The organism is Ancylobacter sp. TW_SC_1, from assembly GCF_056836805.1.
The window spans coordinates 2,710,129-2,735,146 of sequence record NZ_CM166365.1; the positions used below are offsets into that span (position 1 = coordinate 2,710,129).

Here is a 25,018-nt window from a genome sequence, read left to right on the forward strand (position 1 = left end):
AATGGCTCCTGTCAGCGTGCGTAGGGATCGGGGAGGGCCGGCAGCAGCGTGCCCGAGCAGGAGCCGAAGCCAATGAGGTAGTCCGCGCCCGCTGCGTGTCCGCGCAAAACGATGGTGTCGCCATCTTCGATGTAGCGCCGGACGAGGCCTCCGGGGAGACGCAGCGGCTCGGTGCCGTTCCAGGAGATTTCCAGCAAACTGCCGCGGCTCTCGCGGGTCGGTCCGGATATCGTGCCCGATCCCAGAAGGTCACCACTGTTCATCGGGCAGCCGCAGGCGGTGTGATGGGCGAGTTGCTGCGCCGCGGAGTAGTAGAGTTCGCTGGAATTCGTGCGGCTGATCACCGTCTCCTCGCCATTGGCCGGAAGAAGCGCGACTTCCACGTTGATATCGTGGCGCATCGGCCACGGTTCCCGCAGATAATCGAGCAGGGGCTCTTCGCGCTCCGGTACCGGAATGCGGAAGGGTTCCAGCGCTGCCGCCATTACGATCCACGGGCTGATGGTGGTCGCCGTTGCTTTTGACTGGAAGGGACCAAGCGGCTGGTACTCGAAGGACTGGATGTCGCGTGCCGACCAGTCGTTCAGCAGCACGTAGCCGAAGATCATGGCCTCAGCTTCGGCGACGGTAACCGGGCGATCGTGCTCCGAGGGCATGCCGACCACGGCGCCAATTTCGAGTTCCAGATCGAAGCGCTCCGAAGGACGGAAGACGGGTACGGTCTCGTCGGCCCTCTTCACCTGTCCCCAAGGGCGCCTGACGGGACTGCCAGACAGGACAACCGAGGAGGCCCGGCCATTATAGCCGATGGGCATGTGCAGCCAGTTGGGCGGCAAGGCATTGGCCGCGCCTCGGAACATCGTCCCTACATTCTCGGCATGATGCCGGCCGGCGTAGAAATCCGTGTACTCCGCAACTTTGAACGGCAGATGGAGAAGCGCTTCCGACTGCGCGACTAGGAACGGCACCACGGTGTCCTGATGGGGCGAGCCTTCGGTCAGCAGTTCCACCAGTCGTGCGCGCAGTTGCCGCCACACCTTGGGGCCGGCCGCCATCAGCAGATTCCATTCGGGCTGCTGCAGCAGCGGTGATCCATCGAGGATCAGCAGGCCCGCGGCTTCGAGGGCGGCGACATCCAGAATCGCGTCGCCTATCGCGACGCCGCATCGAGCGCGCGTTCCCGGCTGCGAGAACATTCCACATGGCAAATTGTTCAGCGGAAACGGGCTACCCGGCGCGTTTGCGGAGCCGACCCATGAGCGAAGGAGGGACATGAAAAGGATCTCGCGAGTTCACTTGAGGCCGGGCGTGCCGTCGAACTTCCTGTCGAGGCTCGACCAGCAATCGATGTAGTCCTGCTGCAGCGGAGCCTGCTCGGCGGCGAAGGCCGTCAGGTGTTGCGGGAAGCGGGTCTCGAACATGAAGGACATGGTCTCGTCGAGCTTTTCGGGGCGAAGCTCGGCATTCGAGGCGCCTTCGAAGGCGGCGCGGTCGGGGCCATGCGGAAGCATGCAATTGTGCAGGGACATCCCGCCGGGAACGAAGCCTCGCGGCTTGGCGTCGTAGATGCCGTAGATGTTGCCCATCAGCTCCGACATGATGTTCTTGTGGTACCAGGGCGGCCGAAAGCTGTGCTCCGCCACCATCCAGCGTTCGCGGAACAGCACGAAGTCGATATTGGCCGTCCCCTCCTGGCCCGAGGGCGCGGTGAGAACGGTGAAAATCGACGGGTCCGGATGGTCGAACAGGATGGCGCCTACCGGCGAGTAGGTTCGCAGGTCGTATTTCCAGGGCGCGTAATTGCCGTGCCAGGCGACGACGTCGAGCGGGCTGTGGCCGATGCTCGTGTGATGGAACTCCCCGCACCATTTGACGATGACGGTGGAGGGGGTCTCGCGGTCTTCGAATGCGGCGACGGGGGTCTTGAAGTCTCGCGGGTTGGCGAGACAGTTGGCGCCGATCGGCCCACGGTTGGGTAGCTCGAATTTCTGCCCGTAATTCTCGCAGACAAAGCCGCGGCACGGCCCTTCGAGCACCTCCACCCGATAGACGAGCCCGCGCGGCAGGATGGCGATTTCCTTGGGCTGAAGATCGATGATGCCAAGTTCGGTGCAGAAGCGCAGGCGGCCTTCCTGCGGCACCACCAAGAGTTCGCTGTCGGCGGAGAAGAAATACTGATCCACCATGGAGTGCGTCACCAGATAGACATGGCTCGCCATGCCGATCTGGATATTGACGTCGCCCGCCGTGGTCATGGTCCGCATGCCGGTGACCCAGTCCAGCGGAGTATAGGAGCGGCAGATCGGATCCCAACGATACTGTCCGAGCGAGACGATGTCTGGCAGGACGTGCGGGGCGCTGCGCCAGTGCGGCACGTCGATCTTCTCGAAGCGCGTGACGTGTTTCACGCTGGGGCGAATGCGGTAGCACCAGGTGCGTTCGTTCTTGCCGCGCGGTGCCGTGAAGGCGGTGCCTGAAAGCTGCTCCGCGTAAAGGCCATAGGCGCATTTCTGCGGACTGTTCTGCCCCTGGGGCAAAGCGCCGGGCAGCGCTTCGGTCTCGAAATCATTGCCGAAGCCCGGCTGATACCCGTCGAGGATTCCGCTGGAGCTGGCCGCACGCATCATTCCAGCCGGCAGGACATTGGCATTCATCGGCGAGCCTCCCGAACTCGATATGTGTTGTTCCCGGAGATAATGGTTGCAATTGCAACTATGTCAAGTAGCTTCCGCCTCATCTTCCGAGCCGTGGAACAGGAGGGGCGGTCATGGCCGACACGAGGATTGTGCTTCACGACTACTGGCGTTCTTCCTCGTCCTACCGGGTGCGCATCGGGCTGAACCTTGCCGGGCTTGCCTATGAAAGGCGCCCGGTCGACCTGCTGGCGGGCGAACAGAGCGAAGCGGCCAATCTCGATCGCAACCCGCAGGGGCTGGTGCCGACGCTCGAGATTGACGGTCTGGTGCTGACGCAGTCGCTGGCCATTCTCGAATACCTCCACGAGGTCCATGGCGCGCACCTCCTGCCCATTCCGGCGAGTGAGCGGGCGAGGGTGCGTGCGCTGGCGATGGCGGTGGCCATGGAGATTCAGCCGGTCAGCAACCTCGCCGTGGTCCGCCATGCGACAGCCGCTTCAGGCGGCGCGATCTCTCGCGAGGGATGGATGGCCCATTTCATCGCCGCCGGCCTTGCGGGACTTGAGGCGATGCTCGGTTCCGGGCCGACGGAAAGCTACTGCCATGGCGAGCAGGTGACGCTTGCCGACATCTGTCTCGTCCCGCAGCTCTACAACGCGCGGCGCTGGGGCGTGGATCTCGTTGGATTTCCGCGAATTCTGGGTATATCCACGCAGCTGGAGGCGCTGCCGGCCTTCGCGGCGGCCCATCCCGATGTCGCGGCGCCGGATGCGTGACAGGGTTTAAGCGCTTTGGAGTTTCGCCCGCAGAGGTATCGGCCGACATGAGCAAGGACACGGGGCCCAAGGGCACTTTCGATCTCGACAGTTTCCTGCCCTATCTCCTCAATCAGGCCGCGGAAGCGACCAGCCGCTCGTTCCATGCGCTCTACAAGGCCGAGTACGGCATGACCCGTACGCAGTGGCGAGTGCTGGCAAATCTCGGGCGGTTCGGCGAAATGACAGCGCGCGACATCTGCCGGATCTCGCATGTCGAAAAGACCAAGGTGAGCCGTGCGGTGTCGGCGCTGGCGGGCCATGGCTGGCTCGCGCGGCGCCGGCGAGAGGATGACCGGCGCGCCGAGCTTCTCATCCTGACCCCTAGCGGACGTGACGTGTTCGCGCGGCTCGGCGAACTCGCGAGCAGCTATGACAGCTCGTTGCGTGAAGCGTTCGGCACGAGGGATGCCGACAAGCTCGAAGAAATGCTCAGGCGCCTGATCGCGGAGCCGAGCCTCGAGGCGGATATCGACTGAGGTCGGGACCGGATCGCCTAGGTTGAGGGGTAGGGCGCCACCTAGGCGGCGTCGGTGCGGCCCTCGGTGCAGATTCGGTGCGCGATGTCGCGCACGGTACGAGCCAGTAGCCGGCTATTGTCGGCACGCCAGTGCAGGGCATAGGCGAGATCGGGCACCCGCAACCGATCCTCGACTTCCAGCCGCACCAGTTCGCCGCTGCGGATGAAGCGCTCCACGAAGGGGCCCGCAAGAAGCGCGATGCCTAATCCCGCGATCGTCACGGCCGCTACCGCTTCAGGACTGTTCGACGCGACGATGCGGCGGAATTTCAGGCCGTGCTCGGCGCTGAAGTTCTGCAGGTTGATGGTGCTGCCCGCCTGCACCGACATCGAGATCACCGGATGCGTCTGCAGCGTTTCGGCGGTGAGAACGCCGCCCTCGATCGGAAGGCTGGGGGCGGCGACCCAATGGAGTTCGACACGACCGATCTGCTCCGACTGGATCTGCGGGTCGGGAGAGGTGCCGGCGCAGAGCGCGAAGTCGGTCTCGCCGCGCTCCACGTCCCGCAGGAGTTCGCGCGTCACGGCCACATGCGGTTCGATCACCACGTCGGGATAGCTCGCGCGCACTTCCGACACGATGCGCGTGAGCCACTGCATCGCCATAAGCTCGCTTATGCCGAAGCGGCACGTGCCCCTGACGCGCTGGGGCACATTGGCGGCAACGAGGATCTCGTCGCACATGGCCAGCATCTGCTCGGCCTTGGCGAACACCCGCTCGCCGACCTCGGTAATGCGCGCGCTGGCACCCGACCGATCGAACAAGGGTTCGCCGACCTCGGCCTCCAGCTCCTGAATGCGCTTCGACAACGCGGAGCGGGTCATGAAAAGCCGCTCGGCCGCCAGCGCGAAGCTGCCGAGAATGGCCGACCAATAGAGTGCCTCGAGCTGCTTGAGCGTCATTCCGTTACTCCCGGCTCAAGGCTAGGCAATATCGGATAATCGGCCAAGTCGGTCCGTAAAACGCCTCGCGAACTCACAGGCGCATGACGAAGGGCGGCGGCGCGGCGTCTCCAAGGTCGATCCAGATCGATTTGACCTGGAGGAACTGGCGAATGGCATCCGCACCGCCCTCGCGGCCGAGCCCCGACCGCTTGTAGCCACCGAACGGCGTCATGGGAGCGGAGGTGCGGTAGGTGTTGACCCACACCGAGCCCGCCTCCACCGCCCGCGCCATGCGGTGCGCGCGGTTCAGGTCGCGGGTCCAGATGCCGGCGGCGAGGCCGTACTCCGTGGCATTGGCGAGAGCGATGGCCTCGGCCTCGTCGTCGAAGGGCATCACCGCAAGCACCGGCCCGAACACTTCCTGCCGGGCAAGCCGTGAATCCGCATCGACGCCGGAGAAGATGGTGGGTTCGACGAACCATCCTTCCCGATTCGCGCGCCGCCCTCCCAGCACGCAGGTCGCGCCGTCCGCCTTGGCGCCGTCGATGTGGTTGAGGATATGGCGCAATTGCTGCTCGGTCGTCACCGGACCGACCTGCGTCTCGGGATCGGTCGGGTCCCCGATCCGCGCGGTCCGCGCCAGCCGGAGCACGCGCTCCACGAATTCCGCGGCGATGGAGGAATGGATGATCAGCCGCGAGCCGGCGACGCAGGTCTGGCCGGTCGCCGCGAAGATGCCGCCGACAACGCCGTTTACCGCGCGATCAAGGTCGGCATCGGCGAACACGATGTTCGCGCTCTTGCCGCCGAGTTCGAGCGTGACCGGGATCAGCTTGCGTGCCGCGCTCTCGGCGATCGCAATGCCAGCGGCCTCGCCGCCCGTGAAGGCAACGGCGCGCACGCGCGGATGGGCGACGAGCGCCGCTCCGACCTCGGGACCGGTGCCGGTGATGGCGTTCACCACGCCCGGCGGGAAGCCCGCCTCGCGCACCAGCTTCAGGAACGGCGTGATGGAGGTGGAGGTAAACTCCGACGGCTTGATCACCACGGTATTGCCGGCGGCAAGCGCCGGAGCCAGTTTCCACGCCGTGAGGAGAAGCGGCGAATTCCACGGCACGATCGCCGCGACCACGCCGAGCGGCTCGAGCTGCGTGAAGTTAACCATGTCCGGCTTGTCGGAAGGAAGCACGGCGCCTTCGACCTTGTCGGCCAATCCCGCGAAATAGCGATACCAGCGGGGCATGTAGGCCATCTGGCCGTGCATCTCGGCAAGCAGCTTGCCGTTGTCGCGCGTCTCCGCGAGCGCCAGATCATCGGCATGGGCCGCGATCAGATCCGCGAGCCTTCCCAGCAAGACCCCGCGATCAGACGCGCTCATGCGGGCCCAGTCTGGTCGGCGAAACGCCCTGTCCGCGGACATCACCGCGCGGTCGACGTCCTCGGCTGTTCCAGCGGCAACATCCGCCCAAGGGGTCGCGGTCGCGGGATTGTCGGTCGCAAACCAGTTGCGGGAGAGTGAATCGACGAAGCTGTTGTCGACGAACATCTGGAAACGGGGCGTAGCGGTCATGGGGCGGTTCGCCTCTGATGTCACGGGAGGACAGGTCGCTTCGACGGGGTGAGGCCCCGGCTGTTCGGTCGGAAGCTAGTCCATCTGGAGAACTGTCCGGTAACGAATTTTCTTCGCCCTGGCCCTGTCGGAATTCGCGCCATCGGGCCGTTTGCCACCAAACGGCCTCGACTTTCCCGACAGTGCCGAGTGTCGTTTTATTCGTTAGGAAAGGACCGTATCGGTCGATATGTTTCTACAGCGAACGGCGCTTCCTGTCGCCTTCTCCGCATTCAGATAGAACCGACAGCACTTGGACTCCGGGGCGATGCTCCGGCCGGACCGCGCTTGTCCAGCGCGAGGCCGTTCGACGAGAAGGAATGCAGTGCGTGCACAATCGCAGCAGCGCCAGCAAGGTCGATGCGGCACATCACCTCCACCCCTACAGCGATATGCGGCAGGTGGAGACGGATGGCCCTCTGGTGATCACCGGCGGCGAGGGCATCCGCGTCGTCGACGAGAACGGGCGTTCTTACATCGAAGCGATGGCGGGGCTGTGGTGCGCGAGCCTTGGCTTTTCCGAGCGCCGGCTCGCCGACGCCGCCTACCGGCAGATGCTGGAGATGCCGTATTATCACTCGTTTAACGGCCGGGTTCCCTCCGTCGTGACGGAACTGGTGAACGAGCTGATGGACTGGGCGCCGGTGCCGATGGGGCGCGTGCTCTTCGCCAATTCCGGTTCTGAATCGAACGATGCCGCCTACAAGATCGTGCACTATTACAACAACGTGCTCGGGCGGCCGGAGAAGAAGAAGTTCATTGCCCGCGAGCGCAGCTATCACGGTAGCACCGCGGTCGCCTCCGCCCTGTCCGGCCTGCCCGGTGCCCGGCAGATCTTCGATCTGCCGATCGGCGGCATCCTGCGCGTAAGTGCCCCGCACTATTACCGCAATGGCCTCCCCGGCGAGAGCCTGCCGCACTATACGGACCGGCTGGTCGACGAGATCGAGCAGCTTATCGCGCGCGAAGGGGCGGATACGATCGCCGCCTTCATTGCGGAGCCCGTCATCGGCGGCGGCGGCGTCATCATCCCGCCACCCGAGTATTATCCGCGCATTCAGGCTCTACTGAAGCAGCACGACATTCTCTTTATCGCCGACGAGGTGATCTCCGGCTTCGGCAGGCTCGGCGCGCCCTTCGGCACGCAGGTGTTCGACCTCAAGCCGGACATGATCACCGTCGCGAAGATGCTGTCGGCCGCCTATGCACCGATCTCCGCGCTGTATGTGAGCGACCCCATCTGCCAGGTGCTGCGCGAGGGCAGCGACAGTGTCGGCTATTTCGGCCACGGCTACACCTATGGCGGACATCCCGTCTCGGCGGCGGTCGCTCTGGAGACGCTCCGTCTCTACCGGCAGGACGGCATCATCGAGCACGCCCGGAAAGTCGGCGCGCATCTGCAGGCCGGCTTGAAGCGCCTCGCTTCCCATCCCCTTGTCGGCGAGGCGAGGGGGCTGGGCCTGATCGGGGCGCTCGAGCTTTCAGCTGATCCCCAGACTCGCAGGCCCTTCGAACCCGAGCGCGGTGTCGGTGGCTGGGTGCTGCGGCGGGCGATGGAACACGGCCTGATGATACGGGCGATCCCCGGCGACATCATTGCGCTGGCTCCGCCCCTGATTATCACCGAGCCGGAGGTTGACGAGATACTCGCCATCCTCGGAAGGGTTCTCGACGAAGCGCTGGACTGGGTTTCGGCCTCGGCATGACGGCGTGTTCCCAAGAGAGAAACAGCGACCATGAGCTTCATTGTTTTCGACCGCATTCATAAGGCGTACGGCGTCAATGGCGGCGTCGTTGCAGTCGAGAACCTCGACCTCATCATCGACCGGGGCGAGTTCATGACGTTCCTCGGGCCGTCCGGCTCGGGAAAGACCACGACGCTGATGATGCTGGCCGGGTTCGAGGCGCCGACCTCCGGTGCCATCCTGCTCGACGGGCAACATATCGAGGATCTGCCGCCCTATGAGCGCGAGATGGGGGTGGTGTTCCAGAGCTACTCGCTGTTCCCGCACATGACGGTTGCGCAGAACGTCGCCTTCCCGCTCGAAATGCGCAAGGTCGCGACGAGCGAGATCCGCCGGCGGGTGACCGACGCGCTTGGCAAGGTGAGGCTCGACCGCCATGCCGACCGGCGGCCCTCCCAGCTCTCGGGCGGCGAGCAGCAGCGTGTCGCACTCGCGCGGGCCCTGGTTTTCGACCCGCAGCTCGTGCTGATGGACGAGCCACTTTCCGCGCTGGACAAGAGCCTGCGCGAAGAGCTGCAACTCGAGATACGCCGGCTGCACCGCGAACTCGGCGTGACCATGGTGTTCGTGACCCATGACCAGGCCGAAGCCATGACGCTGTCGGACCGTATCGCGGTGTTCAATCGTGGGAGGATCGAGCAACTCGGCGCGCCCTCGCAGCTTTACGACGCGCCGCGCAATCGCTTCGTCGCCGGTTTCATCGGGGACAACAACACCGCCGACGGAGCGATCGTCGAGACGGGCGGGCCCGGTCTTCCCGCGCGAATCTGCTGCGGAGACAAGATCTTCAGCGGCCGCAGCCACCCCGGTGCGCTCAAGGTCGGCACCACGGCGAGCCTGTGCATCCGGCCGGAAACGTTGCTCTTCGGAGGCGGCGAGGATGGCGAGGGAACGCGTAATCGCGTGCCCGCAACAGTGACCGACATGATCCATCAGGGAGACCATTGGCGCCTGATCCTCAGGCCCGACCTGCCCGGCGCGCTTCTGCCCTGGATGGTGAAGTGTAGTCCGTCCCAGCTTCCGGGAGGACTGCGTATCGGCGAGAGCGTGCGTCTGAACTTCGGGTGGCAAGATGCCTGGATACTGTGATGTCGAAATAATCAGAAATCAGGGGAATACAGATGAAGCACCTTCTGGAACGGCATGGTCGAACCCTCGCGCTCGCGGCGGTCCTGACCGTGGGGCTGTCGTCGACGAACGCCTTTGCCCGCGATCTCACCGTTGTGTCGTGGGGCGGCAAATACCAGGAGGCCCAACGCGAGTTCATGTTCGGCCCGTTCTCCAAGGATACGGGACTGAAACTCGTCGATGAGTACTGGGATGGCGGCATCGGCACGCTGCGGACCAAGATCAAAGGCGGCAGCAATAGCTGGGACGTGGTTCAGGTCGAGGCCGAGGAACTGGCCATCGGTTGCGAGGAAGGCCTGTTCGAGAAGGTCGACCTCGGGCTGGTCGGCGGAAAGGACCGCTTCCTGCCGGGAACGACGCATGAATGCGGCGTCGGCGCCGTCATCTACAATGTGGTGCTGGCCTTTGACACGGCACGGCCCGGCGCGAAGCCGACGGGATGGGCGGACTTCTTCGACACCAAGAAATTCCCCGGCAAGCGCGCGGTGCGCAACGGGCCGAAATGGAATCTCGAGATCGCGCTGCTCGCCGACGGCGTGCCGGCCGATCAGATTTACAAGGTGCTCGCTACTCCCGCAGGCGTAAAGCGCGCCTTCGACAAGTTCAGCACCATCAAGAGCGACCTGCTGTTCTGGAAGTCGGGTTCGCAGCCCGCCCAGATGCTCGCGGCCGGCGATGTCGTGATGTCGACGACCTTCAATTCCCGCATCACGGCTTCCAACGAGAACGACGGCACCAAATTCGGCATCATCTGGAATCAGTCGATCTACACGATGGATAGCTGGATCATCATGAAAGGAACGCCCTTCCTGAAGCAGAGCTATGAACTCGTCGAGTTCTCCACCCGCGCCAAGCCCCAGGCCGAAATCGTGCCGCTCAACCGTTCAGGCCCGACCAACAAGGGCGCGATACCGTTGATCGCCGAAAAGTACATGGCGGATCTTCCGTCCAACCCCAAGAACTTCGCGGTAGCCATCCCCGATAGCCCGGAGTTCTGGATCGACAATTACGACGACCTCAATGAACGCTGGGCCGCTTGGGCCGGCACGAAGTGATCGTGACGCTATGACCAGGAACATGGGCATGACGAGGAAAAACCTTCTGCTTCTGCCACTCACCGGCTTTCTCGTGGTGTTCTTCATCGTGCCCATGGCCTGGTTTCTCTCGTTCAGCGTGAGGCAGAACGAAGTTGCGAACGCGATGCCGGAGACGCTCGCGGCACTCGCGAACTGGAGCAGCGACACTCCCGTTCCGCACCGGGCCTATCCGTCCCTCGCCGAAGATCTCGCCTCCACCACGCAGGCGGGCTCGATGGCGGATGCATCCCGCCGCATGAATTACGAGGTTCCGGGTCTGCGATCGGCGCTTTCGCGCGCAGGACGAGCCGTGCGCGGCGCGGCATCCGGGACGGCATTCGACGCCGCATTCTTCGAGGCGATCGACCCGGTGCTCACGACGCCGGCGTTCTTCACCGTGGTCAAGCGAAGCGGTATGCCGCTGACCGATCATTACCTTCTCGCCGCCGTCGACCTGCAGCGCACGCCGGAGGGCAGTCTGACGCGAGCGCCGGTCGAAAACCGGATCTACCTTGACGTGCTCAGCCGAACGCTGCTGATCGCCGGTACGGTCACGCTCATCTGCCTGTTTCTCGGCTTTCCGGTGGCTGTGCTGATGACGACGGCAAGCGAGCGCGTCGCCGATTGGGTTCTGGTCCTGGTGATGCTGCCTTTCTGGACCTCGCTGCTGGTGCGCACCACGGCCTGGATCGTGCTCCTGCAAAAGGAGGGGCTCATCAACAGCACGCTCCGCTTTCTCGGCGTCATCGACGAACCCCTCGCAATGATCTTCAACCGGACCGGCGTGATCATCGCGATGACCCATGTCCTGCTGCCCTTCATGATCCTGCCGCTGTACAGCATCCTGCGGGGTATACCGCCCGGTTACATGAGGGCAGCCGCAAGTCTGGGCGCGCACCCGCTGACCGCCTTCCGGCGCGTCTACCTGCCTCTCGCCATGCCCGGCATCGCCGCCGGCAGTCTGATGGTCTTCATCCTGTCGCTTGGCTACTACGTGACGCCGGCTCTCGTCGGCGGCCCTGCAGACCAGATGCTGTCGGCGTTCATCGCCACCTACACCACCACGACAGGCAATTGGGGGCTGGCCTCGGCGCTCGGCCTGCTGCTGCTGGTCGTTACCATCGCGCTCTACTTCGTCGCCCAGCGTTTGTCGGGCGGTCGCGCGATCTCGCTGGGGTAAGACGATGACACTGTTCCAGTTTGTCTTCCGGGTGTTCTGCGGGATGGTTCTGGTGTTCCTGCTGACACCCGTCCTGGCCGTTATCCCGCTGTCGTTCTCCTCCAACAGCATTCTGACCTATCCGCTGCCGGGCCTGTCGTTGCGCTGGTACGAGGCGGTGTTCAGTTCGCCGCGATGGTTCTCCGCCTTCCTCAACTCGCTGCTGATCGGAGCCGTGGCGACTGTGTTCGCCGTTATCGTGGGTACGCTGGCCTCGTTCGGTCTGGCCCATCGGAAAGGCTTTTGCGTCGACGCGATCAAGGTGCTCGTGCTCTCGCCGATGATCGTGCCGATCGTGCTGGTCGCCGTGGCGCTCTATCTGTTCCTGGCGCCGTTCGGCCTCACCAACACGATGGCGGGCATGGTGCTGGCGCACACGGTGATCGCCGTGCCTTTCGTCATCATACCCGTGATGACGTCCATCGAACTGCTCGATCGCAATCTGATGCGCGCGGCCGCCGCCTGCGGTGCGCGCCCGCTCACTTCATTCCGGCGGGTCACGCTGCCCTCGATCGCTCCCGCGATGGCCACGGGCGCCCTGTTCGCATTCGCGGCCTCGTTCGACGATGTCGTGATCGCTCTGTTCATCGCGGGACCAGACCAGCGAACGCTGCCGCGCGAGATGTATTCCGGTCTGCGCGAGACCATCACGCCCGAACTCACCGCCGTCGCGACCATCGTGATGGTGTTCTCCACCTGCATCTTCCTTTTGATGCAACATCTTCAGCGCCGCCGCCGACGTCTTCTCCAGGCATCCGTCCGCACTTAAGCTGGCATTATCATCATGATTTCGACCACTCTCCTTGAAGGAAAGCTAGCGCTCGTCACCGGGGCCGCGAATGGCAACGGTGCCGCGATCGCCCGAGGCTTGGCCGAGCATGGCGCGCGAGTGCTCCTCAGCGATATCGACGCCAATACCCTCGAGACCCGCGTGCGCGCCTTCCGTGCCGATGGCTATGACTGCGCTGGCCTTAAACTAGACGTTGCCTGCATCGCGGACTGCCAGCGCGCTGCGGCGTCGATGGAGGTCGATTTCGGCGACCTCGATATTCTCGTCAACAATGCAGGCATAAGACCTCGCCACAGCTTCGACAGCGACGATCGGGATCTGCACTGGGAACGGGCGATACACGTCAATCTCGATGGAATTCGAAATACCACTCTTGCCTGGCTTAACAGCCTGCGCCGGACCCGAGGCGCCGTGATCAACATCACATCGATCGCGGCCTACAACGCCTCTCCTGGCTCGATTGCCTACTCGACCTCCAAGGCCGCAGCGCAGATGCTGAGCAAGGCTCTTGCCTGCGAACTGGCTGACGACGGCATTCGCGTCAATTCGATCGCCCCCGGAGTGATCGAGACAGAAATGACCCGCCCCTCCCGCGAGGAGCCTGGCCGTCGGAGCAGACTTCTTGCCCGCATCCCGATGGCCCGGTTTGGCAGGCCGGAGGAGTTGGTAGGAGCTGTTGTCTTCCTCGCGTCCGATTTATCGACCTATGTCACTGGAAGTACCATAGCAGTAGACGGTGGTTATTTAGCGACCTAGTGGATTGACCGAAACAGAAGAGTGCGAGGAGGGATTCCGTTCGGTGGCCGCCTGTGCTTGTCTGGGGCATGCGCAACGGGATATCGATCACTCTGGGCGAGGCTGACCGGCGTCGGCTCGCCGCGCTGGTCGCGGATCGCAACACGCCACAGAAGCACGTCTGGCGCGCCCGGATCGTGCTGATGAGCGGCGACGGCGTTGGCACGAGCGCCATCATGGCCGAGACCGGCACGGCGAAGACGACCGTCTGGCGCTGGCAGGCGCGCTTCATGACGGAAGGCGTCGACGGGCTGCTGCGGGACAAGACGCGCCCGCCGGGCAAGCCGCCCGTGGCCGAGGACAAGACCTCGGCCGTGATCGCCATGACGCTGAAGCCGCCGCCCTTTGAGGCGACGCACTGGACGGCTCGCGCCATGGCCGAGGTCGCGGGGCTTGCGGTCTCCACGGTTCAGAAGATGTGGAAAGCTCATGGCCTGGCACCCCATCGCTGGCGGCGGTTCAAGCTCTCCAACGATCCCGCCTTTGCCGAGAAGCTCAACGACGTCGTCGGGCTCTACGTCAGCCCGCCGGCCCACGCCATGGTCCTGAGCATCGACGAGAAGTCGCAGATCCAGGCCCTCGATCGCACGCAGCCTGGGCTGCCGCTGAAGCGGGGCCGCGGTGCCACCATGACCCACGATTACAAGCGCAACGGCACCACCACGCTGTTCGCAGCCCTCGACGTCCTGACCGGCGAGGTGTTCGGGCGGAACATGCAGCGCCACCGGCATCAGGAGTTCATCCGCTTCCTCAATGCTCTCGAGCGCGACATCCCGGCCGGCAAGCTCGTCCACGTGATCCTCGACAACTACGCCGCCCACAAGCACGAGAACGTGCGCGCCTGGCTCGATCGCCATCCGCGTTGGACGTTCCACTTCACGCCGACGTCCAGCTCGTGGTTGAACGCCGTCGAGGGCTTCTTCGCCGTCCTGACGCGGCGTCGGCTGCAAAACGGCGTCTTCCGCTCCGTCGTCGATCTTCAAGCCGCCATCAACCGCTTCATCGGCGAGCACAACCAGACCCCCAGGCCCTTCGTCTGGCGCGCCGACCCCAACGCCATCATCGCCGCACGGAACCGAGGGTTCCAAGCGTTGGAGTCAATCCACTAGGCAATGCCTTAGTTGCGAGTTTAAGGCACTCCGGCGAAAGTGGTCGCAACAGAGACAACATATCCGGGAGCAAGCGGTGAAAGTTCGCGTCGCAGCCTTGGCGATGGTCGCCATGTTTGTGTTGATGGTGAACGCCGTACCGGCCTGCGCGCGGCCGCTGCGCATCGTCACCTCGTTTCCGCCTTCCATGATCGAGCAGTACCGCAAGGCCTTCCGTGAGGAGCGGCCCGACGTCGACGTCGAGTTCGTGCAGCGCAAGACCACCGCAGCGGTAGCGCTGATAACTGGTGGCAAGCGCCTGGACGCCGATCTATTCTGGGCATCGGCCCCCGACGCCTTCGAGCTGCTGAAGCTGGAAGGCCAATTGGCGCCTCTCGCCCCGCGCGATACCGGCGCCCCGCCGGTCGTGGCTGGGTATCCAATCAATGATCCTGACAGCATGTATCTCGGCTTCGCGCTGTCGGGCTACGGGGTGGTGTGGAACGAGGCCTATCTCGATCGCTATGGGATTGCGGTCCCGCAGCGCTGGCGCGATCTCACGGCGCCGATCTATCACGGCCATATCGGGATTTCCTCGCCGTCGCGCTCGGGCACGACACACCTCATGGTGGAAGCGCTGCTGCAATCGGAAGGCTGGCAACAGGGTTGGGCCGTGTGGCGGCAGGTCGGAGGCAACCTCGCCACTGTCACGGCGCGCAGCTTCGGCGTGGCAGCGGGCGTTTCACGCGGGCGCTTCGGCCTGGGCATCACCATCGACTTCCTCGCCCAGCCGACCGAGCTGGACGCCGCGCCGGTGAAGTTCAGCTTTCCCGAACAGAAGGTGTTCACTCCCGCCAGCATCGCCCTGTTGAAGGGTGCGAAGAATCTGGAGGCAGCGAATGCCTTCGTCGACTTCTTGCTTTCCGTGCCGGGCCAGCGCCTGCTGCTCGACGCCCGCGTCGGCCGGCAGCCGATCCGCCCAGAATTCTATGCGGATGGCATGACCGAAGGGCCCAATCCGTTCGCGCTGAGTGACGAGGCGGCTACCTGGAGCTTCGACGCCGGCCGTTCGGCGCAGCGCTATGAGCTCATCAACATCCTGTTCGATGAACTCATCACCTTCCGCTTGGCGGAAGCCGCCGACATCTGGCGTACGATCTACGAGATCGAGGCGAGCCTCTCGACCGCCCCGGATACCGATGCCGCCAAGGGGGTGACGCGGGCACGGGTGCAGCTCGGCGAAATGCCTTTCGGAGAGAGCGATGCCGCCGAACTTGCCAGCACCGTCAAGCTGGTGCGCGTACCGCGCGGCCTGCCGGCATCTGACGAGCAGACCCGGCTCACCACCCGCATCCGCGACTGGACCTCGCAGAATTTGAACGATGCGCATGAGGCGGCGGAAAAAGCGCGAAGGCGGCTGGTCGAACTCGGGCGTCTGCCCGCACTACGCGCCGGGAATGTTGCGCAATGACAGGGGAGAGGACCCGCTTCGGCATTGGGGGTCGCCTGCTCGTCGCTTTCATCGGAGTCGGTGCGCTGGCGGTCATCGCTTGCATCGTCGGCTGGCTTTCCTACGCCCGGCTGTCCTCGGAGCTGGAATCGACCGCCCGTGGCCATGTGCCGGCGCTGGCGTTTGCCGCCCAGCTCTCGCAGGCTGGCGGCCGCCTGACAGCCGCGGCCACGGAGCTTGCCACTGCCGAGCGACGCGATGCCCATGATGCCGCAATGGAGCGCGCGCGGAGCCGGCTCAGTGATCTCGGCCGCCTGCTGGATGCAGCGCCATCCGGCGATGCCTCCGCTCGTTTTGGCGCGCTTCGGCGTTTGGTCACAGCGCTCGGCACAAATCTGGACGCAGTGGATGGCGCGGCCCGCCGCCGCTTCGACATCGAGACCCGTACGAGGGCCATCGTCGATGAACTCCGTTGGCTGCAGGCTGACCTTGTCGACGAGGTCGAGCCGCTGGTGGAGGATGCGCGGTTCAACATTCATGCCGCGCTCGAGCAGGTTGGACAGGCCGGCGATGCGGCCTTGGCGGCGCAGCGTGTGCTGCGCGACGAGACGGCCAAGACCGAGGCGATCCTTGCTTTGAGTGCGCAGGCGCATCTGTCCATCGGGCTTCTTGGGCAGGTGGCGAGCGTGCGCACGGTGGAGGATCTGCGCCAGACCGGGCACTTTCTCGGCGAGTCCGTGGACGAGCTGGTGATCGAGAGCAAGCGGTTGCAAAGCTGGGCCGACAGCATCACCGTGCGCCAGATCGTCAGCCGTCTCGCGGCGCTCTCCAATGCCGAGAGCGGCCTGCCTGGCTTGCGCGTAGCGGAGATAGCGGCATCAGAAGAAGGACAGAAGCTGCTCGGCACCAGCCGCGATCTCGCCTCCGAACTGGGCAGCAATATTGGCGAGGTGGCCCGGCACATCGAGACCGATGCGCGGGCGGCGGCGGCACGGGCGGCGGAAGCCATCGTTATCGGCCGCAGCCTTCTTCTCGGCATTGCCTTGCTGTCGCTTGGCGTCGCTGTACTCGTCGGCTGGTTCTATGTCCGGCGCAGCCTGATCGCCCGGTTGGAGCGACTGACACTGGCGGCCGGCGCCATCGCCAATGGAGGCCCGGTGGATTTGCCGGCACCGAAGACCCACGGCTATTTCGGCGAGGACGAGCTGGACGAACTGTCCCATGCGCTCGCTATCTTTCGCCAGACCCGGGACGAACTGGTGCAGTCCGCCAAGCTCGCCGCGCTCGGCCACATGGCGGCCGGCATCGGCCACGAACTCAACCAACCGCTCGCCGCCATACGCTCCCACGCCCATAATGGCGCGGTGCTGCTGGCGCGCGGGCGAAGCGATGAGGCCGCGTCGAGCCTCAATCGCATCGAGGGACTCACCGTCCGCATGGCGCAGAGCATCGCCCATCTCAAGCGTTTCGCGCGGCGCCCCGAGCCCGAGATCGGCGCGGTCAGCCTGGACGCGGTCATCGAGGGGGCGCTGTCGCTGTTTGCCCAGCGCATTGCCGATGAGCACATCGAGGTGGTGCGTGTAGTGCCATTCGGGCTTCATGTGCTGGCGGAAGAGGTGCGGCTGGAGCAGGTGGTCGTCAATCTCATCGCCAATGCGATGGACGCCGTGCATGACGCCGCGCAGCGCCGGATTGTCGTTGAGGTTCGACGCAGCGAGGACCATGTGAGCATCGCGATCAGCGACACCGGCATGGGGATTGAGGACGGCATGCGCACGGATATCTTCGACCCGTTCTTCACCACCAAGCCACCGGGCTCGGGGCTTGGGCTCGGTCTGTCGCTGTCGTTTAACATCATTCGCGACTTTGGCGGGCGGCTGCTGCTGACCGAGAGTTCGCCGGCCGGCAGCACGTTCGCCATTGAACTTCGCGAGGCCGCATGACGAACCCGCTTGATGTGCTGCTGGTCGATGACGACGAGGAGGTCCGGTACGCCTATGGCCAGACGCTGGGACTCGATGGACTGGCGGTGATGCCGCTCGGCAGTTCAACTGCGGCGCTTAAGCAGCTCTCGCGGAGCTTTCAGGGCGTCGTCGTTACCGATGTGCGTATGCCGGGCATGGGCGGCTTCGCGTTCCTCCACGAGGTGCGCCGGCTCGATGCCGAAATCCCCGTAATTCTGGTGACTGGCCATGGCGACGTGCCGATGGCGCTGAAGGCGCTGCGGGCCGGAGCGTGGGACTTCATCGAAAAGCCGGCCGATCCGGTGCTGCTGGTCGAGACTGTCCGGCGCGCACTGGAGCAGCGCCGTCTGGTGCTGGAGAACAGGACGCTGCGCGAGCAGGCGGCCAGCGTTGAGGGCGCGGTGGAGGATGCCTGGGCCAAGCGGCTCATCGGCCGCTCCGAGCCGATGCAGCGCCTGCGCCGCACCCTCGCCGTGCTGGCCGATACCCGTACCGACGTACTGGTGTTTGGCGAGACCGGCACAGGCAAGGAGATGGCGACGCGCGCCTTGCACGATTTCGGTCGTCGCCGCGCTGGGCGCTTCGTTGCTGTGAATTGCGCGGCGATCCCGGAGAACATGATCGAGAGCGAACTGTTCGGGCACGAGGCCGGGGCTTTCACCGGCGCGCGCGAGCGGCGCATCGGCAAGATCGAGCACGCCCATAAGGGCACGCTGTTCCTCGACGAAATCGAATCCATGCCGTTGGCGGCACAGACCCGCCTGCTGCGGGCCCTGCAGGAGCGTAGCATCGAGCGGCTAGGGTCAAACGCGGAGATTCAGGTCGATATCCGCGTCCTGGCCGCAACGAAGGTCGACCTGCTGGCGCTTTCGAGCCAGGGACGCTTCCGCGAGGATTTGCTCTACCGGCTCAACACCGTGACGGTGCGGCTGCCGCCGCTGCGCGACCGGCGTGAGGATATCCCCGCACTGTTCCGGCACTTCGTCACCTTGCTGGCGGAGCGCGACGGAGTGCCGGCCGAGCCGCCGGATGCCGCAAGGCTGGCCGAACTGATGCAGCGACCGTGGCCCGGCAATGTGCGCGAGCTGCGAAATGCCGCCGAGCGCCATGTTCTCGGGCTGGAAGATGAGCAGGAGCCGGTGCTCGAGCCAGCAGGCGTGCAGTCGCTGGAGGCGATGGTGGATGTCGCCGAGCGGCAGGCCATCATGCAGGTTCTCGCGAGCCATGGCGGGCGGGTCGGGCAGAGCGCGGAAGCGCTCGGCATCTCGCGCAAGACGCTCTACCTCAAGATGCGCAAGCATGGGCTTGAGCGCGACGCGGTTGAGGACTGACGTTACCGAAATGACCCATCGCGCGGCTTGCGGTGTCACCTGGATTGCCCAACTGCGCGAAGGTGCCGGCGCGCCTTCCTTGGCCAAGCCGAGCGATATCAACGCTTAGCAGGCCCTCTCATACTTTGGCACGCTCGTTGCGGATAGGAAGCCGCAGCCTTCGGGCCGCCAAAGCAAAAGTATTGGGAGAAGACGCCATGATCCGCTCTGCCGCCCTCGCGGCCACCCTCGCGCTTGCCTCGTTCACCGCCATTCCGGTTGCCGTTGCGCAGTCCGGCAAGGTCACCGTCGTCACGTCCTTCTCCAAGGACGTCACCGACCCCATCAAGGCCGCGTTCGAGAAGGCAACCCCCGGCGTCGTGCTCGACGTCCAGAACCGCAACACCAATGCGGGCGTGAAATATCTCGACGAGACCCGCTCCAACCCTCAGGCCGACCTGTTCTGGGCCTCGGCGCCGGATGCGTTCGAGGTGCTGAAGTCCAAGCAGTTGCTGCAGAAGTTCGCGCCCACCGCCGAAGGCATTCCCGACAAGATCGGCGCTTACCCGATCAACGACCCGGACGGCTATTATTTCGGCTTCGCGGCGTCGGGCTACGGCATCATGTGGAACACCCGCTATGTCGGTGCCAATGAGCTGCCGGAGCCGAATGAGTGGGGCGATCTCGCTACGGCCCCCTATTACGACCATGTCGCGATCGCCTCGCCCTCGCGTTCCGGCACCACCCACCTGACCATCGAGACGATCCTGCAGGGTGAAGGCTGGGACAAGGGCTGGCAGACCATCAAGGACATGGCCGGCAACTTTCAGACCATCACCGACCGTTCGTTCGGCGTGCCGGAGGCGGTCAATTCCGGGCAAGTCGGCTACGGCATCGTCATCGACTTCTTCGCCTTTTCCGCGCAGGGCTCGGGCTTTCCGGTGAAGTTCGTCTACCCCACCGTGACTACCGTCGTGCCGGCCAATGTCGGAATCGTCGCCAATGCGCCGAACACCGAGAACGCCACGAAGTTCGTCAACTTCCTGCTCTCTCCCACTGGCCAGGAAGTGCTGCTTGAACCCAGCATCCGCCGCCTGCCGGTGAATCCCGCCGTGTACGCCAAGGCGCCCGAGGGCTACCCGAACCCCTTCACCGACCCGCGCTTCAAGGCGATGACGATGTTCGACGTCGACAAGTCCGGCAAGCGCACGGCGGTGGTCGATACGCTGTTCGACCAGCTGATCTCCTTCCAGCTGGATGACCTGAAGTCGGTCACCAAGGCGATCCACGAAGTGGATGCCAAGCTCGCGGCCAAGGACAATCCGCAGGCCCGCGCGCTCATCAAGGAAGCCCGCGCCATGATCGGTGCCGTGCCGGTGAGCGAGGAGCAGGCGTCGAGCAAGGAAGTGCTCGCGGCGTTCAGCGGTGGCAAGGAGAAGGGCGCCCGCCAGGCCGAGATCGAGCAGCAATGGGCCTCGTTCGCCAAGGACCACTACGCCAAGGCGAAGGCCAAGGTCGCGGAAGCCGCCAAGCTCGCAAACTGAGTCGCCAATGGGGCGCGGCTGGCTATCCGCCGCGCCCACCTCTCATCCACGCCATAGCTGGAGCGTGTTGCATGTCGCTCGCCCTCACCCAGACTCCGGCGCGCCGCTGGCGCATGTCTGGAACACCCGGCCAGATCGCCCTCGCTCTGGGCCTCGCCGCCTTCCTTCTGGCCTTCTTGCTGGTGCCCGTCGGGTCCGTGATCTACGTCGCCTTCACCGAGAAGGGCAGCGGCGACTTTACGCTGGTCAATTTCGCCGATTTCTTCCGCACAGACCTGTTCATGAGGTCGTTCTGGAACTCGTTTTACGTCTCGGCGATGACCGTGGTTCTGGCCTCGATCTTCGCGCTGCCGCTGGCCTACATCACCACGCGCTTCGAGTTTCGCGGCTCGCTGATCATCCAGACGCTCGGCTTCGTACCGCTGATCATGCCGCCTTTTGTGGGTGCGGTGGCGATGCAGCTGCTGTTCGGCCGCAATGGCACGGTCAACCTGCTGCTCAACCAGTATCTGGGGTTCCGCATTCCCTTCATGGAAGGGTTGAACGGCGTCATCTTCGTTCAGGCGATCCATTATTTTCCGTTCATCCTGATCAATCTCTCCACCGCGCTGCGCAACATCGACCGCTCGATGGAAGAAGCGGCGCAGAACCTCGGCTCGTCGGGCATGCGGATGTTTCGGCGCATCGTGCTGCCGCTCGCCATGCCGGGCTATGTCGCCGGCGCATCGTTGGTGTTCGTGAAGGTGTTCGATGATCTCGCCACCCCACTGCTGCTCAATGTGAAGGACATGCTGGCGCCGCAGGCCTATCTGCGCGTCACCTCCATCGGCATCACCGATCCCATGGGCTACGTCATCGCCGTGGTGCTCATCGTGGTGTCCGTGCTCGCCATGTGGGTGTCGGCACTGGCGCTGAAGGGGCGGGACTACGCCACCACCCAGCGCGGCGGCGGCGGGCTCGCCAAGCGCAAGATGAGGCCATGGGAACTCGTCATCGCCTATAGCGTGGTCGGCCTCATACTGATGCTGGTTCTGGCCCCGCATATCGGCCTGCTGCTGCTCTCATTCGCCACCATCTGGTCGTTCAGCCCGTTGCCGGACGGCTTTACGCTGGCCCATTACGGCCGGGTATTCGGCGAGAGCTCGACCTACATCAAGAACACACTGATCTACGCCTCGATCGCCGGTGGCATCGATGTCGTGGTCGGTACCGCCATCGCCTATCTCCTGCTGCGCACCAAGCTGATCGGTCGGCATTGGCTGGACTGGGCGGCCACGGCTGCCCTGGCGGTGCCGGGCGTGGTGCTCGGCATCGGCTATCTCCGCACCTTCTTCGACATCAAGCTCCCGGACGGTACGCCGCTCGCGACGATGTGGATCGTGCTGGTGATCGCGCTGGCGATCCGCCGCCTGCCTTATGCGCTGCGCGCCTGCTACGCCGCGCTCCAGCAGATCTCCGTTTCGCTGGAAGAGGCGGCCGAGAATCTGGGCGCCACCAAGCCTCGCACCGTGCGGCGCATCGTCGTGCCGCTGATGATGGGCGGCATCCTTGCCGGCTTCGTCACCAGCTTCGCCACCGCCGCCGTCGAGCTCTCCGCCACACTGATGCTGGTGCAATCCAACGCCGACGCCCCGCTGGCCTACGGCCTGTATGTCTTCATGCAGTCGGCCGCCGGCCGCGGACCCGGCGCTGCGCTCGGTGTCATCGCCGTGGTGCTGGTCGCGGCCTGCACCCTGCTTTCGCAATACATCATTGATCGCAATCAGAAGAACACGGGGGCCGCCCGATGACCGCTCATGCCACGATGGATGTTACTACCACCGACACGGCCGCGGCCGTTCTGCACACCACAGCGCTCGACCTACACATCGAGGGAGTGAACCTTTTCTATGGTAGCAACCATGTGCTGAAGAACGTCAATCTCGACATCAAGCCGGGCGAGTTCTTCGCCTTTCTCGGCCCGTCGGGTTGCGGCAAGACAACGCTGCTACGGCTGATCGCTGGCTTCAACATTGCCGACACCGGTCGCGTCGTCGTGGGCGGGCGCGACATCAGCGGCCTGCCGCCGTGGAAGCGCGATGTCGGGCTGGTTTTCCAGAGCTACGCGCTGTGGCCGCACATGACGGTGGCAAAAAATGTCGCCTTCGGCCTCGAGGAGCGTGGTGTGCCGCGTGCCGAGATCCAGCGGCGCGTGGCTGCGGCGCTCGAAATCGTCGGTCTCAGCCATCTCGCCGAGCGCCGGCCCTCGCAGCTTTCTGGCGGCCAGCAGCAACGCGTCGCGCTGGCGCGCACCGTGGTGATCGAACCGAAGGTGTTGCTCCTCGACGAGCCGCTCTCCAATCTGGATGCCAAGATGCGCGTGCAAGTGCGCCGCGAACTCCGTGATCTGCAGCAGCGCCTCGGCCTTACCACCATCTTCGTCACCCATGACCAGGAGGAGGCCAATACGGTTTGCGACCGCATTGCGGTGATGAATGACGGGGTGGTGCAGCAGGTTGGCACGCCGGTGGAGCTGTATGAGCGACCGGCCAACCTGTTCGTTGCGACCTTCCTTGGCACGGCCAATGTGCTGGAGGGCAAGGTGGTGACCTCGGGGGTGGAGCGCCATTTCGAGAGTTTGGGCGGCCTGCGCATCGCCATCGCGCCGGATGCCGTGCTGCCGGCCGAGGCGCGCCTGGTGTTTCGCCCGCAGGTGGCAAAGCTGTCTAAGGACAGGCCAGCCAGCGCAAGTGCGTTCGAAGGCGAAATCATGCGCCGGGAGTTCCTGGGCAGCATTATCCGGTTCGGGATTCTCGTCGCCGGTCAGGAGATCACCGTGGACGAGGTGTTCCACCCGGGCGCACGTGAGCCGCACGAGATCAGCGATCAGGTATGGGTGGAGATCCCAGCATCTTCGGCACTTTGGCTCGGACCGAGCATTAGCGTTTAACGGACGCGGCCCATCACCACGCCACATATGCTGGTTGGCCGGCCCACCCTCAACTGTCATCACAAAGGGCGATAAGCACGCCAGTCTCTGGAGACCATGATTAAGGCCAAGCAAAAAATAAAACGGGCAAAGGCAGGGCGCGTGCTCGAGCAGGTTGCAGCGCTACCGTATCGCTGGTCCAAGGCCGGGGCGCTGGAAATCCTAGTAATGAGTTCACGCCAGACCCACCGGGCGATCATTCCCAAGGGGTGGCCGATGAAAAACCGCAAGGATTGGAAATCCGCGCAGATAGAGGCGCAAGAGGAGGTCGGGGTGGTCGGCGAGGTCGGCCGAAAGCGTATCGGCCAATATCGATACTGGAAGCGCCTCGAAGCCCACTTCGTGCTGTGTAAGGTTTCGGTCTTTCCGCTTGCTGTGAAACGCCATCTCGACGACTGGCCAGAGCGGCATGAGCGAGCTCATAAATGGCTGACACCGGAAGACGCCGCCGTCTTAGTAGACGAAACCGACCTGGGAAAACTGATCCTTGAGTTTGCGAGAGCGCAGCAGGAACATCGGCGTGGGATGTCATCCGGCCCGGATAGGCACACCGAGGCAGGTCAGTCAGCTGAATGAACGGTAAGGCGCGGGTCCGCTTTTCATTAGCTCTGCCATGTGAGCTTTTGGCGCAAAGGTGCCGACGTGCCGCACCTCGCGAATGTCGGCTTTCGGGCCGCGGCCGTTACCAAATCAATGGCCGAGATGGGGGCGCAAAGCGGACGTCGCGGCTAGGGCAGTCGAAGGGCAGCTAATGGGTCAACTTCGACCAAGTCTATGGCAGTGAAAACTCGCTTTAGTGGTCCCGAACGCGGCGCCGCCGCGCTTCCATCGATGCTGAAGCGGGCCATCGCGCACAGCACAGCCTGCAAGACTAATCGATTTCACTTTGGGTGCCATGTGTTTCCCCGGGCCGGTGATGCTTCTCAAACGTGGTTCGTCCTTTCGCCGTCCAAAGGGCGCGCGCCCGTTCGCTCTCCCCGCTCCTGAGCTTGTCGGCCACCCAGAGCAGCGCACCATAGATGACGGCGCGATCGTCGCCGGCCAGTTCGACGACGCCTGACTTGACCACAAGCCCGCCGAGTTCGATCAGGTGCCGGGTGCGCCTGCGGCGCTCGACCTGCCACTCGCGCATGTCAGTCCGCGCCCGTGCCGCTTGATGGCGATTGCGTGCCGCCCGGTTGCGCCGGAGAGCTGACTGCGTCCCCGTAAGCTGCCGCTGCAGATCGGCGTGCCCGTCCTTGAAAGAACGCCGCGCCCCGTCGCGCCCACGCCTCCTTCCGTCCGGGGTCCTTGGTCTCGGCGAGCACGATCAGCGCTCCCGCCAATTCCTCCGCCGTGAGCGCGTCGGCGCCGGTGGCGATCACCAGTTCGCCGAGCTGCTGCACCTTGCGGGTTCTGAGCTCTCGCGCTTTATCTTCGAGTGCCTTCAGCTCCGCGTCGAAGTCCCTTGGCCTGCGCATGTTCCTCTCCATCAGC

At 64.4% G+C, this 25,018-nt stretch carries 22 protein-coding genes; 16 read left to right on the top strand and 6 right to left on the bottom strand.

Features of this window, described 5'->3' with window-relative positions:
* Positions 1-11: 11 nt before the first annotated feature.
* On the bottom strand, positions 12-1,274 hold the full coding sequence (fahA, locus tag AC1PZ7_RS12530) for a fumarylacetoacetase (RefSeq protein WP_482355556.1): 1,263 nt from the start codon (positions 1,272-1,274) through the stop codon (positions 12-14).
* A gap of 18 nt (positions 1,275-1,292) precedes the next feature.
* The gene (gene hmgA, locus AC1PZ7_RS12535) at positions 1,293-2,654 is read right to left on the bottom strand and encodes a homogentisate 1,2-dioxygenase (RefSeq protein ID WP_482355557.1); all 1,362 of its coding nucleotides are present in this window, start codon (positions 2,652-2,654) and stop codon (positions 1,293-1,295) included.
* A gap of 113 nt (positions 2,655-2,767) precedes the next feature.
* On the opposite strand from hmgA, the gene maiA reads away from it, so the two are divergent.
* Both maiA and AC1PZ7_RS12545 read left to right on the top strand, forming a co-directional pair.
* Positions 2,768-3,412, top strand: coding sequence for a maleylacetoacetate isomerase (maiA, locus tag AC1PZ7_RS12540; RefSeq protein ID WP_482355558.1), 645 nt, complete (start codon positions 2,768-2,770; stop codon positions 3,410-3,412).
* A 47-nt stretch (positions 3,413-3,459) separates the two neighbouring features.
* Positions 3,460-3,930 carry a MarR family winged helix-turn-helix transcriptional regulator gene (locus AC1PZ7_RS12545; protein ID WP_482355559.1) on the top strand — a complete coding sequence of 157 codons (471 nt, stop codon included), beginning with the start codon at positions 3,460-3,462 and terminating at the stop codon, positions 3,928-3,930.
* Positions 3,931-3,971: 41 nt separating this feature from the next.
* Here the strand turns inward: AC1PZ7_RS12545 and AC1PZ7_RS12550 are convergent, their stop codons facing one another.
* A complete protein-coding gene (locus AC1PZ7_RS12550) occupies positions 3,972-4,874 on the bottom strand; it encodes a LysR family transcriptional regulator (protein WP_482355560.1) in 903 nt (300 codons plus the stop codon).
* 73 nt (positions 4,875-4,947) lie between these two features.
* Entirely contained in the window at positions 4,948-6,426 is a 1,479-nt protein-coding gene (locus tag AC1PZ7_RS12555) for an aldehyde dehydrogenase (protein ID WP_482355561.1), read from the bottom strand.
* Between the two features lie 368 nt (positions 6,427-6,794).
* Here AC1PZ7_RS12555 and AC1PZ7_RS12560 point away from each other — a divergent pair, with 368 nt between their 5' ends.
* The 14 genes from AC1PZ7_RS12560 to AC1PZ7_RS12625 all read left to right on the top strand — a co-directional run bounded on the left by AC1PZ7_RS12560 (position 6,795) and on the right by AC1PZ7_RS12625 (position 24,118).
* On the top strand, positions 6,795-8,171 hold the full coding sequence (locus tag AC1PZ7_RS12560; RefSeq protein ID WP_482355562.1) for an aminotransferase: 1,377 nt from the start codon (positions 6,795-6,797) through the stop codon (positions 8,169-8,171).
* A 30-nt stretch (positions 8,172-8,201) separates the two neighbouring features.
* A complete protein-coding gene (locus tag AC1PZ7_RS12565) occupies positions 8,202-9,299 on the top strand; it encodes an ABC transporter ATP-binding protein (RefSeq protein ID WP_482355563.1) in 1,098 nt (365 codons plus the stop codon).
* 32 nt (positions 9,300-9,331) lie between these two features.
* Positions 9,332-10,393 carry an extracellular solute-binding protein gene (locus AC1PZ7_RS12570; RefSeq protein ID WP_482355564.1) on the top strand — a complete coding sequence of 354 codons (1,062 nt, stop codon included), beginning with the start codon at positions 9,332-9,334 and terminating at the stop codon, positions 10,391-10,393.
* Between the two features lie 28 nt (positions 10,394-10,421).
* Positions 10,422-11,594, top strand: coding sequence for an ABC transporter permease (locus AC1PZ7_RS12575; protein ID WP_482355565.1), 1,173 nt, complete (start codon positions 10,422-10,424; stop codon positions 11,592-11,594).
* A 4-nt stretch (positions 11,595-11,598) separates the two neighbouring features.
* Positions 11,599-12,402, top strand: a complete 804-nt coding sequence (locus AC1PZ7_RS12580; RefSeq protein WP_482355566.1) for an ABC transporter permease — start codon at positions 11,599-11,601, stop codon at positions 12,400-12,402.
* Between the two features lie 15 nt (positions 12,403-12,417).
* Positions 12,418-13,179: an SDR family NAD(P)-dependent oxidoreductase gene (locus AC1PZ7_RS12585; protein ID WP_482355567.1), complete on the top strand. Its 762-nt coding sequence runs from the start codon at positions 12,418-12,420 to the stop codon at positions 13,177-13,179.
* Between the two features lie 68 nt (positions 13,180-13,247).
* Positions 13,248-14,327 (top strand): IS630 family transposase, encoded by a 1,080-nt coding sequence (locus AC1PZ7_RS12590; protein WP_482359634.1) that lies wholly within the window; start codon positions 13,248-13,250, stop codon positions 14,325-14,327.
* Positions 14,328-14,430: 103 nt separating this feature from the next.
* A complete protein-coding gene (locus AC1PZ7_RS12595; RefSeq protein ID WP_482359635.1) occupies positions 14,431-15,777 on the top strand; it encodes an ABC transporter substrate-binding protein in 1,347 nt (448 codons plus the stop codon).
* Positions 15,774-17,699 (top strand): ATP-binding protein, encoded by a 1,926-nt coding sequence (locus tag AC1PZ7_RS12600; protein WP_482355568.1) that lies wholly within the window; start codon positions 15,774-15,776, stop codon positions 17,697-17,699. Before AC1PZ7_RS12595 ends, AC1PZ7_RS12600 begins: the two co-directional genes overlap by 4 nt.
* On the top strand, positions 17,696-19,051 hold the full coding sequence (locus tag AC1PZ7_RS12605; RefSeq protein ID WP_482355569.1) for a sigma-54-dependent transcriptional regulator: 1,356 nt from the start codon (positions 17,696-17,698) through the stop codon (positions 19,049-19,051). Before AC1PZ7_RS12600 ends, AC1PZ7_RS12605 begins: the two co-directional genes overlap by 4 nt.
* A 197-nt stretch (positions 19,052-19,248) precedes the next feature.
* Complete coding sequence (locus AC1PZ7_RS12610; protein WP_482355570.1) at positions 19,249-20,574, top strand: ABC transporter substrate-binding protein; 1,326 nt, start codon at positions 19,249-19,251, stop codon at positions 20,572-20,574.
* 71 nt (positions 20,575-20,645) lie between these two features.
* A complete protein-coding gene (locus tag AC1PZ7_RS12615) occupies positions 20,646-22,364 on the top strand; it encodes an ABC transporter permease (protein WP_482355571.1) in 1,719 nt (572 codons plus the stop codon).
* Positions 22,361-23,503, top strand: a complete 1,143-nt coding sequence (locus AC1PZ7_RS12620) for an ABC transporter ATP-binding protein (protein WP_482355572.1) — start codon at positions 22,361-22,363, stop codon at positions 23,501-23,503. The genes AC1PZ7_RS12615 and AC1PZ7_RS12620 overlap by 4 nt, the downstream gene beginning before the upstream one ends.
* 96 nt (positions 23,504-23,599) lie before the next feature.
* Complete coding sequence (locus tag AC1PZ7_RS12625) at positions 23,600-24,118, top strand: NUDIX hydrolase (protein WP_482355573.1); 519 nt, start codon at positions 23,600-23,602, stop codon at positions 24,116-24,118.
* A 295-nt stretch (positions 24,119-24,413) separates the two neighbouring features.
* Here the strand turns inward: AC1PZ7_RS12625 and AC1PZ7_RS12630 are convergent, their stop codons facing one another.
* Together AC1PZ7_RS12630 and AC1PZ7_RS12635 are read right to left on the bottom strand one after the other, a co-directional pair.
* Positions 24,414-24,674, bottom strand: a complete 261-nt coding sequence (locus AC1PZ7_RS12630) for a conjugal transfer protein TraD (RefSeq protein ID WP_482355574.1) — start codon at positions 24,672-24,674, stop codon at positions 24,414-24,416.
* Between the two features lies 1 nt (position 24,675).
* Complete coding sequence (locus AC1PZ7_RS12635; RefSeq protein WP_482355575.1) at positions 24,676-25,002, bottom strand: conjugal transfer protein TraD; 327 nt, start codon at positions 25,000-25,002, stop codon at positions 24,676-24,678.
* Positions 25,003-25,018 lie beyond the last annotated feature (16 nt).

Coding starts and splice junctions, on each gene's coding strand:
- AC1PZ7_RS12610 (WP_482355570.1), top strand. CDS start 19,249: ATGATCCGCTCTGCCGCCCTCGCGGCCACCCTCGCGCTTGCCTCGTTC.
- AC1PZ7_RS12600 (WP_482355568.1), top strand. CDS start 15,774: ATGACAGGGGAGAGGACCCGCTTCGGCATTGGGGGTCGCCTGCTCGTC.
- AC1PZ7_RS12585 (WP_482355567.1), top strand. CDS start 12,418: ATGATTTCGACCACTCTCCTTGAAGGAAAGCTAGCGCTCGTCACCGGG.
- AC1PZ7_RS12545 (WP_482355559.1), top strand. CDS start 3,460: ATGAGCAAGGACACGGGGCCCAAGGGCACTTTCGATCTCGACAGTTTC.
- AC1PZ7_RS12570 (WP_482355564.1), top strand. CDS start 9,332: ATGAAGCACCTTCTGGAACGGCATGGTCGAACCCTCGCGCTCGCGGCG.
- AC1PZ7_RS12615 (WP_482355571.1), top strand. CDS start 20,646: ATGTCGCTCGCCCTCACCCAGACTCCGGCGCGCCGCTGGCGCATGTCT.
- AC1PZ7_RS12625 (WP_482355573.1), top strand. CDS start 23,600: ATGATTAAGGCCAAGCAAAAAATAAAACGGGCAAAGGCAGGGCGCGTG.
- AC1PZ7_RS12565 (WP_482355563.1), top strand. CDS start 8,202: ATGAGCTTCATTGTTTTCGACCGCATTCATAAGGCGTACGGCGTCAAT.
- AC1PZ7_RS12630 (WP_482355574.1), bottom strand. CDS start 24,674: ATGCGCGAGTGGCAGGTCGAGCGCCGCAGGCGCACCCGGCACCTGATC.
- maiA (WP_482355558.1), top strand. CDS start 2,768: ATGGCCGACACGAGGATTGTGCTTCACGACTACTGGCGTTCTTCCTCG.
- AC1PZ7_RS12580 (WP_482355566.1), top strand. CDS start 11,599: ATGACACTGTTCCAGTTTGTCTTCCGGGTGTTCTGCGGGATGGTTCTG.
- AC1PZ7_RS12605 (WP_482355569.1), top strand. CDS start 17,696: ATGACGAACCCGCTTGATGTGCTGCTGGTCGATGACGACGAGGAGGTC.
- AC1PZ7_RS12575 (WP_482355565.1), top strand. CDS start 10,422: ATGACGAGGAAAAACCTTCTGCTTCTGCCACTCACCGGCTTTCTCGTG.
- AC1PZ7_RS12590 (WP_482359634.1), top strand. CDS start 13,248: ATGCGCAACGGGATATCGATCACTCTGGGCGAGGCTGACCGGCGTCGG.
- AC1PZ7_RS12595 (WP_482359635.1), top strand. CDS start 14,431: ATGGTCGCCATGTTTGTGTTGATGGTGAACGCCGTACCGGCCTGCGCG.
- AC1PZ7_RS12620 (WP_482355572.1), top strand. CDS start 22,361: ATGACCGCTCATGCCACGATGGATGTTACTACCACCGACACGGCCGCG.
- AC1PZ7_RS12635 (WP_482355575.1), bottom strand. CDS start 25,002: ATGCGCAGGCCAAGGGACTTCGACGCGGAGCTGAAGGCACTCGAAGAT.
- fahA (WP_482355556.1), bottom strand. CDS start 1,274: ATGTCCCTCCTTCGCTCATGGGTCGGCTCCGCAAACGCGCCGGGTAGC.
- AC1PZ7_RS12555 (WP_482355561.1), bottom strand. CDS start 6,426: ATGACCGCTACGCCCCGTTTCCAGATGTTCGTCGACAACAGCTTCGTC.
- hmgA (WP_482355557.1), bottom strand. CDS start 2,654: ATGAATGCCAATGTCCTGCCGGCTGGAATGATGCGTGCGGCCAGCTCC.
- AC1PZ7_RS12550 (WP_482355560.1), bottom strand. CDS start 4,874: ATGACGCTCAAGCAGCTCGAGGCACTCTATTGGTCGGCCATTCTCGGC.